We start from the raw sequence: 14350 nt of genomic DNA on the forward strand, positions 1-14350 counted from the left end.
CAGGCTCAGTCAGCTGAGCTGTTCACACGCCTTCTTGATTTCGGCCAGCGTCGACTCCATCGAGTGCTGCAGGTGGTCCCGGCGCAGGCGCACGCTGTCCAGCCGCTCGTTCTCGGCGGACTCCTCCAGCAACATGCGGTAGAACGGGCCGACCAGCTTCATGGTGTGGCTCTGCGTCAGCTCGCAGCCGGACCCGGTCTCGCGGAGGGTGAAGGCCCACGTCTGGTCTCCCGGCCGCGAGCCGCCCACCCACTGGGTGTCCGGTCCGGGCCGGCCGCCGCAGAACGCCAGGACGGTGAACCCGAACTCACGCGCCGGCGTGGCCGCGATGACCTCGCACTCGCTGGTCCACTCCGCCTCGTCCTCGCGGTTGAACCCGTGGAACCGCGCGCCCTTCTCCCCGGGCGTGCCGCTCAGCCACTCGCCGCCGTAGCACTCCGGGGACCATTCGCCCATCCTGGTGATGTCGCTGACCAGGTCGTAAACCCGTTCGGCCGGGCAGTCGATCGTGACCGAAGCGTTCAGTGCCCAGGAGGCCGAGAAGGCGTCGGTCAGCTCGTCGGTCATGCTCATGATGATTTCCTTCGTGCTCGGGAGTTCGGGTTCACAGCATTTCGAACGCAACTCCGGGGCGGCCCGAAAATTGCGCGGCGACGTCCGTCGAGAATTTCCGCAACATGGCTTCGACCTCGTTCGGCTTGGTGCCGAGGTGGTCGAGGTACACGCTGTGCGCGAGCAGGGATTTCACGCCGCTTTCGAACCACTCGCCGATGTCGACGGCGTGCGTGTTGTCCGGCGAGCCGAGCAGAGCCAGGTGCCGCACGCCCGACCAGGGCTCCTCGGCCAGGTCCCGGAACACCCAGCCGTTCGCCGCGTCGCGGACCGCGTCGATCGCGGCCTGCCCGACGGCGCGGTGGTCGGACATGTTGAGCATGCCGTTGCCGCTGAGCTCCCGGTGGCTCCCGATCACGACCAGCTCGGGCCGGTGCCGGCGGATCGCGGCGGCGATGTCCCGGCGCAGCCCCAGCCCGTACTCGATCATCCCGTCGGGGTGGTCCAGGAACTCCACGACGGAAACGCCGACGACGGCCGCCGCGGCGATCTGCTCCTCGACCCGGATCTTCCCGGCTTCCTCCGGCGGCAGTCCGCCCAAGCCCGCTTCCCCGCGGCTGGCGATCAGGTAAACCACTTCTTTTCCCTGCGCGGTCCAGCGGGCGATCGGGGCGGCACCCGGATATTCGACGTCATCGGGATGGGCGACCACCACCAATGCGGAATGCCAATCTTCGGGAAACTCGATGAGATTCACCCGCATTTTCTAACACAGTCCTCTGTGGTCGACCAGGTGTTCAAAAACTGCACGCAGACACAACTCTGCACTATTCGACGAACTGTCACGCAACGGTTACGCGCACAGCCTCCGACCACAACGCGACGGCTTCGTCGATCTGCTCGGCCGTGACCACGAGGGCCGGCATCATGCGGACGACGTTGCCGTGCGTGCCACAGGTCAGCAGCAGCAGCCCGAGATCCGCCGCGGCCTGCTGAACCCGTTGCGCGGCAACGGGATCGGGCGATCCGTCCGGCCCGCAGAACTCCGTGCCGACCATCAGGCCGAGCCCGCGGACGTCGGCGAGCCCCGGCGCGCCGGCCGCCACCTCCCGCAGCCCGGCCAGCAGCCGCCGGCCCTGCTCGGCGGCGTGGGGCACGAGGCCTTCGTCCCGGATGACGTCCAGGGTCGCCAGCGCGGCGGCGCACGACACGGCGTTGCCGCCGTAAGTGCCGCCCTGGGACCCGGGCCGGGCCCGGGCCATGAGCTCGGCGGGCGCCGCGATGGCCGACAGGGGGAATCCGCTGGCCAGCCCCTTCGCGGTGACCAGGATGTCCGGCACGCCCCGCAGGTGGTGCTGGAACGCCCAGAACTCGCCGGTCCGGCCGAAGCCGCTCTGCACCTCGTCGAGCACCAGCAGCACGCCGTGGCGGTCGGCGCGTTCCCGCAGCCCGTCGAGGAATCCGGCGGGGGCGGGCACGTAACCGCCCTCGCCGAGCACGGGCTCGACGAACATCGCGGCGGTCTCCTCGGGGGCGCTCGTCGTGGCGAACACGTGGTCCAGACCGGCCAGCGCGTGCTCGACGGCTTGCTCCCCGGTCATCCCGAGCCGGAAGGCGTACGGGAACGGCGCGACCGCGACGCCGGGCATCAGCGGGCCGATCCCGGCGCGGAACCGCGTGCCGGCCGTGGTCAGCGCGGCGGCGCCCATGGTGCGGCCGTGGAACGAGCCGTCGAAGACGATCACGTTCTGCCGCCCGGTCGCGTGCCGGGCCAGCCGCAGCGCGGCCTCGACCGCTTCGCTGCCCGAACTGACGTAGAACAGCGTGTCCAGGCCCGCGGGCAGCACCTCGCCGAGCCGCTCGGTCAAGGCCAGCAACGGTTCGTGGAGCACGGTCGTGTACTGGCCGTGCACCAGCGTGGCAGCCTGCCGCTGGGTCGCCGCCACCACGCGGGGGTGGCAGTGCCCGGTGCTGGTCACCCCGACGCCCGCGGTGAAGTCGAGGTAGCGGCGGCCGGCGGCGTCGAACAGGTGGACACCCTCGCCGCGGACCGCCACGACCGGGGTCGCCTGGCGCAGGATCGGGGACAGGTGCGACATGGATCTCCTCGGGAACTGCGTCGGTCAGGAGGTTCGGGCCGAGACGGGCGCGGGGTCGAGGAACCCGGCCCGCTCGGCCCAGGACAGCGCGGCCGCCCACCACTCCCGGGTGGGCTCGGCGAAGCGCACGCCCGCCAGGGCGAGCGTCGAGGTCGTGTACGCGGAGTCGGCGACGACGTTGCGGTCCGGCAGCTGCGACCAGGCGGCGGCCTGCCGGGCGGCGATCGGATGCCGTTCCTCGACGCGGTCGATCGCTTCGGCGAACGAGTCGTCGTCGACGAGCGCCACCGGGTACCCGCAGTCGCCGAGCCAGCCGACGAGCTCGTCGTGGGGCAGTTCGTAGGGCGTCTCGACGTGGTAGGTGCCGGGGGCGGTGTGCGGGTGCAGAGCCAGCGCGGAGATGCCGGCCGCGACGGTGTCCCCGTGGGAGAAGGCGAACTTGGTCGCGGGCCGGCGCGGCGCGGCGCCGGCCAGGATGTAGCCCCGGATGAGCTGGTAGACGCGGTTGTCGGCGACGTTGCGCTGGAACGCTCCCGTGCGGCTGTGCGCGGCGATGTGCCCGCTGCGGTGGACGAACGCCTGGCCACCGGCCGAGGCCCACGCCCGGACCAGCTTCTCGGCGTCGAACTTCGAGCGCTCGTAGGAATTGTGGAACCGCTGGCCGATGTCCAGCTCGGTTTCCCGGAACCCGCGGGGGATCCCGTCGGCGTAACCCGCGACGGCGAGCGTGGAGACGTGGTGGAACCGCACGCCGTCGGTCTCGGTGTCCAGCCAGTCGAGCACCCGGCGCACGGCCGCGGTGTTCGTCCTGGCCAGCTCCGCGGGGGCGGCGACGAGCCGGACGTCGGCGGCGGCGTGCACCACGACCCGGACGTCGCGCACCGCGGCCCGCCCGGCTGCGGACAGGCCCAGCCCGTCCTGCGTGATGTCGCCGGCGACGACCTCGACGCGCCGGCCGGCCGGCAGCCGCGTCGCACCGCCGTCGTGCCCGCCCCGCACGAGGCACGTGACGCGCGCGCCGCGTGCCGTGAGCTCGGTGAGCAAGTGCCCGCCGAGGTAACCCGTGGCGCCGGTGAGCAAGACCCGAGCCGGTTCGTCGAGCACCCGGCACCGTGCCGGCCGCGGATTCGGGCCCGGGTACAGCACCTGGCCGGAAGGAGACGGCACCGCCGACGCGGCCGAGCACGTCCCGGCCCCCGCGGCCGCCGCCACCGCGCGGCCGAACGCGGCCATGATGCGTTCGGCACCGCGAGGGGACACCGCCGGCACGGCGTGGACGAGGTCCGTGACCAGCCGGCCGTCGACGATCCGGGCGGTCAGGTGCAGCCGGTGGACCGGATCGCCGCTCGGGCACCGCGCGACCCCGGGCGACTCGGCCGCGACGCTCCACCGCAGTGCCGGCTCGTCCGGAAGCCGGAAGGCGCCGAGGAAGTTGAAGCCGATCTTCGGCCGGGTGCCGCCGACGTCCATCGGCAGCAGCCGGGCGTCGCGCACCTGGCGCTCCACCTCGGCGACCCGCTGCTGGGCGAGGTGGTCATCGCGGGCGTCGGCCCCGGCGAGCTCGACCTGCTTCACCGCGGTGAACCAGCCGACGGTGTCCAGGTGCTCGGCGGACCCGACGTCACGACCGTGCGTCTCCACCTCCACGGTGAGTCCGGGGCGGTGGAACCAGTCGGCGGCCGCGCCCGCGAACGCCGCGAGCAGGGCCGCTTCCAGCCGCTGGCCGCGACCGAAGCGTGCCGTGAGCCCGGCGGTGGCCGGTTCGTCCAGCGCCCAGCTCAACGCGGCCGGGGTCGTACCGGGGTTCGGCTCGCTCGCCGCCGGTCGGGTGGAAGCGTTTCCGTGCGGAGAAGTCGTTGCCCAGCGGTAGAAATCGGCGGTCGGCGGAAGGTCCGAGCGTTCGCCGGCCAGCGCGGCGCGGTAGGCGAGCGCGAGGTCGTCCAGCAGGATCCGCCAGGACACGCCATCGACGGTGAGGTGGTGGACGAGCACGGCCAGCCGGTCGGGCACCTCGCCCTCGCCGCGGAACAAGTGCACCCGGACCAGGCGCCCCGCGGCCGGCTGCATGCTGCGCTGCAGCTGGGCGCAGAGCCCTTCGACGTCGGCGGCGACCTGGTCCGCTTCGGCCGGGAGCCGGGAGAACGAGACGACGTCGAGATCGGCCACCGCCCGTGCTTCGGCCGCCGGGCCGTCCGCGCCGACGGGTCGGCGCAGCGCGGAATGGCGCTCCAGCACGGCGCCGACGGCCTGCCCGAGCGCCGCGGGCTCGACGCGCCGGCCGCACTCCAGCAGCACGACTTGGTTCCACCGCTGGGGTTCCTCGAGCCGCTGGTGGAAGAACCAGCGCTGAGCGGGCGCGAGCACCAGTCGCTCCGGGCCGGTCCGGCGCGGTTCCGCGACCTCCTGGACCGGGGCCGCCCCGGCGGCGAGCAACCGCGGCGTCGGGCGGAGGTAGAAGTCCTCGAAGGTGACCCGGTGGCCCTGCCGGCGCAGGAACGCGATCGTGCGCATCGCGAGGATCGAGTCGCCGCCGAGCGCGAGCACGTCGGCGTCGACGGAGAACTCGGGTAGTCCCAGTGCGCCCGCCCAGAGGCCGGCGATGGCGTCGGCGAGCAGTGAGTCGGCCGGAGCCGCGGCTTCGGTCCGCGCGGCGCGGCCGGCGATGACCTCGTCCAGGACCGCGAGCACCCGGGACCGGTCCAGCTTTCCGTTCGGGCCCGCCGGGAAGCTCGGCAGCGCCACGATCGGCGTCGGCACCGAGTAGCCGGGAAGCCTTTCCCGCAGGTGCTCACGCAGCGCGTCCGGCACGGTCTCGCCGGCGCCGGCCAGCCGCACCGCGGCGAGCAACTGGTTGCCCGCCGGGGAAGTCCGGGTCAGCACCACCGAGCCGGTGACGCCCGGCCACTCGTCGATGGCCCGCTCGACCTCGGCCGGGTCGACGCGGAAGCCGCGGATCTTCACCTGCCGGTCGGCGCGGCCGAGGAAGACGAGGGCGCCGTCGTGCCGGCGACGGCAGAGGTCGCCGGTGCGGTACATCCGCTCGCCATCATGGTCCACAAAGGACTTTCCGGTCTCGTCCGGCCGGCCGAAGTAGCCGGTGCTGACGCCGGGGCCGCCGATGAGCAGCTGGCCGGCCTGCCCGGTGGCGGCCTCGTGCCCGCCGTCGTCGATCAGCCGGAGGACCCCTCGGCCGAGCGCGGTGCCGATCGGCACGGTCGATTCGTCGGCGGGCAGGCCCGCCGCGGAGGTGGCGACGAAACAGGTCGCGCCAATCGTTGTCTCCGTCGGCCCGTAGTGGTTCACGACCCGGCCGGCGACCGCCGCGTCGAACAGCCGGCCGGCGAACGATCGCGAAAGCGCTTCCCCACCGAGCAGCACGGTGTCCAGCGCCGGAGTTCCGGCGGGCCGCCCGTCCAGCAACGCCTCGAGGTGCGTCGGCGTGGTCTTCAGCATCGAGACCCCGGCGGCCCGCACGGACCGCCAGAACGCCTGCGGATCCCGGGTTCGCTCGTCCGGCACGATGTGCGCCCGGCCGCCGGTCGCCAGCGCGAGCAGCCACGAGGTGTGCCCGAGGTCGGCGGCCAGCGTCGTCAGGTGCGCCACGCACGGCGGTTCGGCGTCGGTGAGCCCGAGGCGCTCGCGCAGCGCGAGTGCGTAGTGCACGACGTTGGCGTGGCTGACGGCGACGGCCTTGGGCGCGCCGGCCGAGCCCGAGGTGAACGAAAGGTAGGCCAGGTCGCTGCTTTCCGGGGGCTCGATCGCCGAGGGGCCGGCGGGTGGCAGCCCGGCGAGTGCGTCGACGTCCACGACCTCGGTGGGCCGGCCGCCCGGAGTCCGCACGTCGGGCCCGCTGGTCACCACGCAGTCGGCCGAGATCGCGGTCAGCCGCCGGCGCAGCTCGGGTTCACTCCACTCGTCGCTCGCGACCACGGCCGCGGCGCCGGAGCACAGCACTCCGTACAGCAGCAGGCAAAGCCGTGCGTCCCGGGGCCCGAGCAGCACCACGCGGCAGCCCCGCCCGACGCCACGCTCGGCGAGCCGCGCCGCGACGTGCGCGGCGGACCGCGCGAGCGTCCGGTAGTCGTAGGACCGGGTGTCGTCGCTGAGCGCGATCCGGTCGGGATGGGCTGCCGCCTGCCGGCCGAGCAGCTCGGGAACCGAAGAAGGGTGTGTGTTCACGCGGGGGGCTCACTCGGCCCGAAGCGCCGGCTGCGTGTCGTAGAGCCGCCGCACGTCGTCGAGCGGACCGCCCACGGCGCTGATCTTCGCCGCGCTTTCCAGGAGCGCCAGCTCGTCGGCGCCGAGCCGCTCGTGGGGCACCGTCATGATTCCCCATTCGTCCCAAGGAAAAACCTCGACCCCGTTGAGCGCGGCCAGGTCGCGCACCACGGTCGGCCCGATCACCGGCAGGCCGCGGCGGCGAAGCCCGCTCACGATGAACGTCTCGGGATCGCGGCTCCCCGAGCACGCGTCCAGCCAGGCCTGCCCGGCGACCACGAACCGGTCGCGCGGCACGTCGACGGGGTCGAAGCCGATCCGGTAGTCGGCCATGGCCGAGCCGCCGACCTGCGCGTCGGCCAGCCGCCAGCCGTGCCCGGCGGTCCAGTACTCGACCACCCAGTGGTCGTCGAACAGCTTCGGCGCGCCGAAGATCCAGTTGTAGTTGCCGAACCCGCCCCGCACGCGGGCCGGCACGCCCCGGTGCCGCAGCATGGACACCAGCAGCACGCAGAAATCCCGGCACGTCGCCCCGAACCGGTCCTCGGGCGGCCGTTCGGCGAACCCGCCGAGCAGCGCCAGGATGTCGCGGACCTTCCGCGTCTCCCCCTCGGCGTACCGCTGGTCCGACAACATGACGCCGAACCGCCACAACGCGCCGTCACGGTGCATCGCGACGTTCTGGATGAGCGTGATCAGCTCCGCCACGTCGTCGGGGATTCCCTTGTACAGCCCGGAAAGGTCGCCAGGATCGGTGATTTCCGTCTGCCGCCGGTAGAAGTCCAGCTCGAATGTCATGCCCTCAAGACCTTTCTGCCCGAGCCGGCCGTCAGCGCGCAGCCGGCTCGACCGCGACGGCTTCCGGCTCCAGCTCGTAGAACCCGTCACCGTCGAGGTAGTTGATCGTGCCCGCGTCCCGCAGCACGGTTTCCTCGGCGTCGTGCTCCAGCAACACCAGCAGCGGCAGCAGGTCGCTGGTGGTCGGCACGATCCGCTCGCCCGGCTGCACGAACACGAGCACCTCGCGGAAGCTCTCCAGCTCGCGAATCCGGTCCAGGTGCCGGTACGCCCGCAGCGTCCCCTCGACCGGGCAGGCCATCGGCACGATCGCGAAGTGGCGCCCGGCCGGGTAGTCGCCGCCGGTCCGCGCGTGGAACCGCCGCGGGTTCAGGTAAGCGTCCACCGTCAGGTCGATCTGCGATTCGCCGAGCAGTTCCCGGGTGAACGTGGGCACCCGGCCGCCGCACAGCCGCGCGCCCACCTCGACCAGCGCCGGGCCCGCCTCGGTCAGCTTGATGTCGAGGTGCGCCGGGCCGTGCCGGATGTCCAGCGCGTCGAGCACGCGGCCCGCGTAGTCGGCGAGCCGGTCCTGCACCTCGCCCCGGCGCCGCATCAGGTGCACCTGGTTCGCGAAGTCGATGATGCCGTTGACCGAGATCCGCGCGGTGCGCCAGATGTCGGTCACGTGCCGCTTGCCGTCGCGGCTGACGGTGTTGACCGAGTACTCGGTGCCGCGCAGGTACTCCTGCGCGACGACTCCGGCGTTGCGTTCGGAGTAGAGGTTGACCGCCCCGACGACCTTGTCGAACGCGGCGGCGGAGTCCTCCGGGGTGTCGCAGAAGTGCAGCCCGTCCCCGCCGGTGGACCGCAGCGGCTTGATGACCACCCGGCCGCCGATCGAGCGGTGCCACTCGAACACTTCCTCTGCCGATCGCGGGCGGATCTGCCGCATCGTGGTCAGGCCGGCTCGCCGGACCGCCTCGATCATCTCGTACTTGTCCCGGCGGGCCTCGCTCAGCTCGACGCCGTTCGTCAGCAGGCCCAGCCCGGCGCTGAGCCGGTCGGCGAGCTCGATCCCCGGTTCTTCGCCGGCCACGACGGCGATCGGCTCGTGCGCCCGGACCTTCGCCAGGGTGGCGGCGAGGTCACCGTCGTGGACGATGTCGGCCACGTAGTCCGCCCCGTCGACGGGCCGTCCCCGGAACAGCGCGGGCACGGCCGGGCCGCTCTGCACCCTGACCAGGTCCACGCCCGCAGCGCGGAACTCGGTGGCCAGCGGCTTCGTCGTGCCGTACGCGTCGACCACGACCACCCGGCGTGCTGATGACATCGTTCGATCCTCATTTCCCTGATTCGGCGGAGACCGGTTCTTCCGCGGGCGCGGCGGGTTGTGTGCTGCCCGGCTTGATCAGCCCCCGCAACGGGCGCGCGGCGAGCAACCCGACGAGGACCCCGACGACGCCGATCACCACGAAGCTGACCTGGTGCGTGCTGTGGTCGTAGACGAGTCCGGCCAGCGGCGGCCCCACCGCGTTGCCCGCCATCACGGCCGTCCCGAAGAGGCTCATGACCATGGCCCGCGAACCGGGCGGAGTCAGCGTGCCCGCGACCTGGGCGATCGCCGAAAACACCGGGGAGACCAGCAAAGCGACCGGGATGAACGCGAAAATCAGCCAGCGCCAGTCGGCCCAGATCCCGACGGGGAGCATGACGAGCCCGATGACGACGACCACGGGGGCCGGCGCCCAGCCCCGTTTGAGGGTGCCGTAGGCCAGGCCGCCGAGAAGCGAGCAGGCCGCGCACACGGCCATCACCGCGCCCGCCCACGCAGTCTGCCCGACCGACTTCAGCGTGGCCAGCAGTGCGACGTCGCTGCCCGAGGTCATCACGCCCACCGCGGTCGCGCAGGCGAACACCAGGGCCAGCTTGGCGTTCAGGACCGACCGGACACCCCCGCCCGCGGCTGTCGGCTGCTCGGCCGGGAGCCGGCGGCCCGCCAGCAGGGCACAGGAAAGCACGAACGCCGCGCCCACGGCCAGCACCGCGGCGGTGCCGCTCACCTGCGTCGCGATCACCACCGCCAGCGCCGGGGCGACCAGCACCGAGAAGGCGGTGAGCATCGAGCTGAGGGCGAACGCGGTGTGGCTGCGGTCTTCGGGAACGAGTGCGCTCACGGCCAGCCTCGTGATGGTGCCGCCCGATACCACGAACATGCCCGCGACGAACGCGGTCACGGCGAGCACCGGAAACGGCACCACCACGAGACACCCCCAGAACGCCGCGTGGACCAAGGTTGCCGCGATGAAGATCGGCCGGAGGCCACGCCGGTCCATGAGCCGGCCCTGCAGCGGTGACCCGACGGCCATGCCGGCCATCCACAGGGCCACCACGAGGCCGGCGGCACCGAAGTCGCCGTTCCGGACCTCGGTGGCGGAGTACAGAGTGAGTACCACGGGTGCCGCGGTACTGGGAAGGTTCAGCAGCAGCCCCAGCCCCAGGAACGCGGGGAACCGGGGCACCGCCAGCACCCGGCGGTACGCGTTGAGGTCGAGCATGGAGGTCCTCCGAGATCGCGAAACTGGGCTGGACGAAAAACGGTTTTCGACGCCACCCGGACTTTCCCGGATGCCCGGCGTAATCACTATCCTCTCCGCGCGTTCGGCGTCTATTCACCGGCGTGGGAAAGGCGATTTCCGTTGAATTTTCCTGTTCGACTGCCCGGAACGGTCAGTCGAACACCACGTGGAATCACCGAGGTATTCGCCGGCCTTTACTCGACAGCCACGGCGACTTGGCGCTCCAGCCGTTCCGCGAAAACCTGCCAGACCGAGGCGCATTCCCGGGCGAGGAGGACCACCGTCTCGCGCTGGTGCGCCGGCACCCGGCGCGCCATCTCGTCCCACTGCCCGTCGTCGACCGCGACGCAGCCGACGTAGCGCAGCAGCGACCGGCCGGCGTCGGTGAGCCGCAACGACGGATCCCGGGCGAGCAGCGCGACGAACTCGGCCGGCGAGGCGTCCCGGGGCCCGCCCCGCCGTGGTCCCCGGCCGCCCTTGCGCCGGGCCCGTTGCTCCTCGATCGCGCTCACCCCGGGCGGGTACTCCGCCGGGGCGGGGTCCGGACCGGGGGTGGAACCACTGGTCAGGCCCGGGTTCTGCTGCCGGGGCGTGAGTGGTTCCTCGCCGCGGGCGAGCCGGTCCCGCACGTCCCGCGCGGTCGAGGGCGAGATGCGGGCCTCCTTCGCGATGTGACGCAGGGACGCCGCCGGGTTCGCCGTGATCACCGCCGCCGCTCGCCTGCGGGCCTCGGCACCGTCCAGCGGCCGCAGCCGGCCGTCGCGCCCGACCCTGGTGTTCGACTGCCCGATCCGGGCGGTCGAACACTGCCGGATCGTCGCGACGGTGGTGGCCGAAAGACCGGTGACCGCCGAGATGCGCCGGTCCGACCAGGCCGGGTGCGAGGTGATGATCCGCGCGGCGGCGACCTTGCGGTCGGTCACCGACAGCGGCAGGCCGTGGGCGTGGTTGAGCTCGACGGCCAGCGCGAACGCGTCGCTGTCGTCGCCGCTGAAATACACCACGTCGATGGTGTCGGCACCCCGCAGGACGGCCGCCTTGAGCCGGTGCATCCCGTCGACGACCCGCATCGTCGCCCGGTGGACGACGATCGGGGGCAACGCGCCCGCCGCCTCGGCGAGCAGCTTCACGTGCTCGGCCTCCTCGCCGGAGGTCCGCGGCGAATCGCCGCTCGCCAGCCGGGCGATCGGCACCTTTTCCGGTGTGCTGGACAAACCGGGTCGTTCGATGAGCGGTGCTGACACGTGACGTCTCCCCTCGGCCGCGGCGGGAGGGCGGCCACCGGCTCGCACCCCCGCCCCAGATCCCTGCGAAGAGCTTCGCCGACGCCGCAGACGTTTCGCAGACGCCGCCGTGTCCGCGCAGGTCAGAGCCGGTTCTCAGGGAATGCTGACGGTCGCCGGCCGCTCGAAGACGGTGAACCCGTGCCGCTCGTACAACCGGTGCACCGGGTTGCCGTCGGTCACGACCAGGCCCAGGACCCCGACGCCGGCCGACGCGGCGTGGGCGAGCGTGCGCCGCAGCAGGAGCGTGCCGGTGCCCGGGTACGCGGGGTGCCGGAAGAGGTCCGTGATCAGCAGGCCGCCCCACGGCACGTCGCCGGGAAAGTCGTTGACCAGGAGGCCCGCGACCACCGTGTCGCCGTCGCAGACCAGGCCGCTCAAGGGGGACGGCGGCCCGAACGTCGTCCCGGCCACCAGGCCTTCGATGCGCTCGAGCACCACGCCGGCGTCCGCGTACTCCGGCCGGTAGTCGGCGTGGCCGGGCGCGTACGCCGCGCTCCAGGCGGAAACCAGGTCCTCGGCGGGCCGGTCGGCGGGTTCGAGCCGCAGCGGCCGGTCCGGTTCCCGGGTCGCCCACTCTTCGGGCGGGCGCTGAACGGACAGGTCGCACGTCATGCGCTGCGTCGCCCGGGTGAGCCGGGCTCCCCGCGTGACCAGTTCGTCGGCGAGCGCCCGCGGGCCGGTCGCCAGCCAGCCGGACATTTCCCGGAGGACGACCTCGGCGGCGCCGGGCGAGAGCACTTCGATCCGGTCCGCCCAGGGTTGTCCTTGGACCTCCCGCCGGAGATAAGAAACAACCGGAACACCGTCAGTGTCGATGCAAAACTCGCGCACCATGGCTCCCTATCCTTATACCGGCGGCGAGGTTAACATGATCGGGATGAAGGGGGCCAACATCAGCGAGTCCGGTAGTGCCGAACGGGCGATTGTCGATTCGCTGTTGACCGAACTCGGGCTGGGTGCGCTCTCCTCGATAACCGGAACTTTCGCGGGGCGGCACCGGAATTGGGCCGGTGCCACCGAGTCGGGTGCCGGAGTGTTCATCAAGCGAATTGAGCGCGATTCCCCCGGCGGCACCGCCCGGCTCGGCCGGCTGATCGCCCTGGAGTCCGCCGGCTGGCACCCCGTGCCGCGGCCGCGCTGCCGGGGATGGGACCGGGAAGCGGGGATTCTGGTCTACGAGCTGATCACGCCCGCGCGCGACGGCCGGGAGCTGGCCGACGACGGCGAGTTCGACCAGGCCACCGCGGCGGCTCTCGGCAGGATGGTCGCCGGGCTCCACCACGCGCAGCCGCCTTCGTGGCTCGACACCACCCCTCCCCAGCTCCCCCCGCTGCGTGATCTCGAAGCCCTTCCGCTGGAGTCGTTCCGCATCGCGTGCGCCGCCGAGCTCGAGCTGTGGCGGCTGGTCCAGCGCGACGACGCGCTGTTCGCGGCGATCCGGCGGCTGCGCGAGACCACGGGCGTGCCGCTCGCGCCTACACACGGCGACCTCAGGCTCGACCAATTCCTGTTCCGCGGCAACGACATCCACCTCGCGGACTGGGACGAGCTGCGGCTGGCGGATCCCGCGCGGGACGTCGGCGCCTTCGCCGGCGAATGGCTGTACCGGAGCACGCTGCGGATCGCCGAATCCGGCGGTGCGCCCGACCACCGGGAGATCGTCGCCCGGGGCACCGCCGAGTTCGCCGCCGTGCGGCCGCTGATCACGGCTTTCTGGCAGGCGTACCGAAGTCGCGGCGAGAGTCCCGGCCAGGACGCCGGTCTCGCCCGGCGCGCGGCCGCGTTCGCCGGCTGGCACCAGTTCGACCGCGTCGTCGCGGCCGCCCACGGGCAGGCGCGCCTCGCCCCGGTCGAACGCGCGGCGGCAGGCATCGGCCGGGCCGTGCTGCTCGACCCGGAGCGGTTCGTCACCACGCTGGGGCTGACCGCGTGACCGGCCCGTCGGCCGAGTCGCTGCTCGACGCGGTGCGAGACGTCGAGGTCGACCTCGAGCGGAACTTCGCCGTGGTCGCCGGGCAAGAGCTGCACGCGGCGAGCCGGCCCGAGCTGCGGGCGAAACTCGCGGGGGCCCTGTACGACCACTTCCACGTGGGCCGGACGACGAGCACGCCCGAACCGCCCGGTTTCCGGACCGCGCTGACCGCCGCGGTACCCCACGAGTCCACCTCCGCCCGGGGCCGCGTGCTCTCCCGCGCGGCGGGCGAGGCGATCGTCGAAATCGAAGGAGTGCGAGTCCGCGTCCCGGATTCCCTGATCACGCCCGGAATCGAGGAAGAAACCGCCGCGATCGAGCTGGGATGCGTGCGGCCGAACCTGGCCCCCGACTTCTTGCTCGTCGACGGTTCGGCCGGACACGGCCTGACCGAGGCCGACCACACCTTGCGCGTCTACGCGCATCTGCTCGAACCGGAAACCGCGACCGCCGGGTGGCACGAGATCCTGGTCTTCCTCGAAGAAAATCGCATTCCGTTCCGTGCGAAAATCAGCCTGCGCCTTCCGCGGCGCGACGCGCTGGTGCTGTACCTGGGGCGCGAAGCGTGGCCGTTCACCGCGGACATCGCCGGCGTGCTGGCGCGACGATCCGGCCTCGGAAATGCGGTCTCCGCATACGCTCGGCAGCTCGCTGACGGCGTCGCGGCGGCCTGGGACCCGGTGGACCCGCGGCCCGAATTCCGAGGTCTCAGCTTCGGGGAGCACCGGTCGCACGTCCTCGCGGACGCCCTGCTCAGCCCCGGGACGCGGGCCGAGGAGCTCACCGAGAGCCTTACCTCAGGCCACGTCGATACGAGCGATATTTACCGAAACATTACCTCCCCTCGCCTGTGATCTGTTTCACACG

General features: G+C 72.4%; 11 protein-coding genes. 2 read left to right on the forward strand and 9 right to left on the reverse strand.

What is annotated here, in order from left to right:
- Positions 1-9: 9 nt before the first annotated feature.
- The 9 genes from OG371_RS09640 to OG371_RS09680 all read right to left on the reverse strand — a co-directional run bounded on the left by OG371_RS09640 (position 10) and on the right by OG371_RS09680 (position 12345).
- Positions 10-573 (reverse strand): SRPBCC family protein, encoded by a 564-nt coding sequence (locus tag OG371_RS09640; RefSeq protein WP_329067704.1) that lies wholly within the window; start codon positions 571-573, stop codon positions 10-12.
- Positions 574-604: 31 nt separating this feature from the next.
- Positions 605-1309: a PIG-L deacetylase family protein gene (locus OG371_RS09645; RefSeq protein ID WP_329067705.1), complete on the reverse strand. Its 705-nt coding sequence runs from the start codon at positions 1307-1309 to the stop codon at positions 605-607.
- Positions 1310-1394: 85 nt separating this feature from the next.
- Positions 1395-2651, reverse strand: coding sequence for an aspartate aminotransferase family protein (locus tag OG371_RS09650; RefSeq protein ID WP_329067707.1), 1257 nt, complete (start codon positions 2649-2651; stop codon positions 1395-1397).
- Positions 2652-2675: 24 nt separating this feature from the next.
- Positions 2676-6830: an AMP-binding protein gene (locus OG371_RS09655; RefSeq protein WP_329067709.1), complete on the reverse strand. Its 4155-nt coding sequence runs from the start codon at positions 6828-6830 to the stop codon at positions 2676-2678.
- Positions 6831-6839: 9 nt separating this feature from the next.
- On the reverse strand, positions 6840-7667 hold the full coding sequence (locus tag OG371_RS09660; protein ID WP_329067711.1) for a transglutaminase-like domain-containing protein: 828 nt from the start codon (positions 7665-7667) through the stop codon (positions 6840-6842).
- 31 nt (positions 7668-7698) lie between these two features.
- Positions 7699-8979 carry an ATP-grasp domain-containing protein gene (locus tag OG371_RS09665; RefSeq protein ID WP_329067713.1) on the reverse strand — a complete coding sequence of 427 codons (1281 nt, stop codon included), beginning with the start codon at positions 8977-8979 and terminating at the stop codon, positions 7699-7701.
- Positions 8980-8989: 10 nt separating this feature from the next.
- Positions 8990-10204, reverse strand: coding sequence for an MFS transporter (locus tag OG371_RS09670; protein WP_329067716.1), 1215 nt, complete (start codon positions 10202-10204; stop codon positions 8990-8992).
- Between the two features lie 215 nt (positions 10205-10419).
- Complete coding sequence (locus OG371_RS09675; RefSeq protein ID WP_329067718.1) at positions 10420-11469, reverse strand: ParB/RepB/Spo0J family partition protein; 1050 nt, start codon at positions 11467-11469, stop codon at positions 10420-10422.
- Positions 11470-11604: 135 nt separating this feature from the next.
- Positions 11605-12345 (reverse strand): GNAT family N-acetyltransferase, encoded by a 741-nt coding sequence (locus OG371_RS09680; RefSeq protein WP_329067720.1) that lies wholly within the window; start codon positions 12343-12345, stop codon positions 11605-11607.
- Positions 12346-12388: 43 nt separating this feature from the next.
- Between OG371_RS09680 and lxmK the strand changes: the two genes are divergently transcribed.
- Positions 12389-13444, forward strand: a complete 1056-nt coding sequence (gene lxmK, locus OG371_RS09685; RefSeq protein WP_329067722.1) for a class V lanthionine synthetase subunit LxmK — start codon at positions 12389-12391, stop codon at positions 13442-13444.
- A complete protein-coding gene (locus tag OG371_RS09690; RefSeq protein ID WP_329067724.1) occupies positions 13441-14337 on the forward strand; it encodes a T3SS effector HopA1 family protein in 897 nt (298 codons plus the stop codon). The genes lxmK and OG371_RS09690 overlap by 4 nt, the downstream gene beginning before the upstream one ends.
- Positions 14338-14350: the final 13 nt, after the last annotated feature.

Origin of the sequence: Amycolatopsis sp. NBC_01480 (assembly GCF_036227205.1) — a bacterium.
GTDB lineage: Bacteria > Actinomycetota > Actinomycetes > Mycobacteriales > Pseudonocardiaceae > Amycolatopsis.

Bases quoted from the DNA above. Each gene is read 5' to 3' on its own strand.
- lxmK (WP_329067722.1), top strand. From the start codon at position 12,389: ATGAAGGGGGCCAACATCAGCGAGTCCGGTAGTGCCGAACGGGCGATT.
- OG371_RS09650 (WP_329067707.1), bottom strand. From the start codon at position 2,651: ATGTCGCACCTGTCCCCGATCCTGCGCCAGGCGACCCCGGTCGTGGCG.
- OG371_RS09670 (WP_329067716.1), bottom strand. From the start codon at position 10,204: ATGCTCGACCTCAACGCGTACCGCCGGGTGCTGGCGGTGCCCCGGTTC.
- OG371_RS09665 (WP_329067713.1), bottom strand. From the start codon at position 8,979: ATGTCATCAGCACGCCGGGTGGTCGTGGTCGACGCGTACGGCACGACG.
- OG371_RS09680 (WP_329067720.1), bottom strand. From the start codon at position 12,345: ATGGTGCGCGAGTTTTGCATCGACACTGACGGTGTTCCGGTTGTTTCT.
- OG371_RS09660 (WP_329067711.1), bottom strand. From the start codon at position 7,667: ATGACATTCGAGCTGGACTTCTACCGGCGGCAGACGGAAATCACCGAT.
- OG371_RS09640 (WP_329067704.1), bottom strand. From the start codon at position 573: ATGAGCATGACCGACGAGCTGACCGACGCCTTCTCGGCCTCCTGGGCA.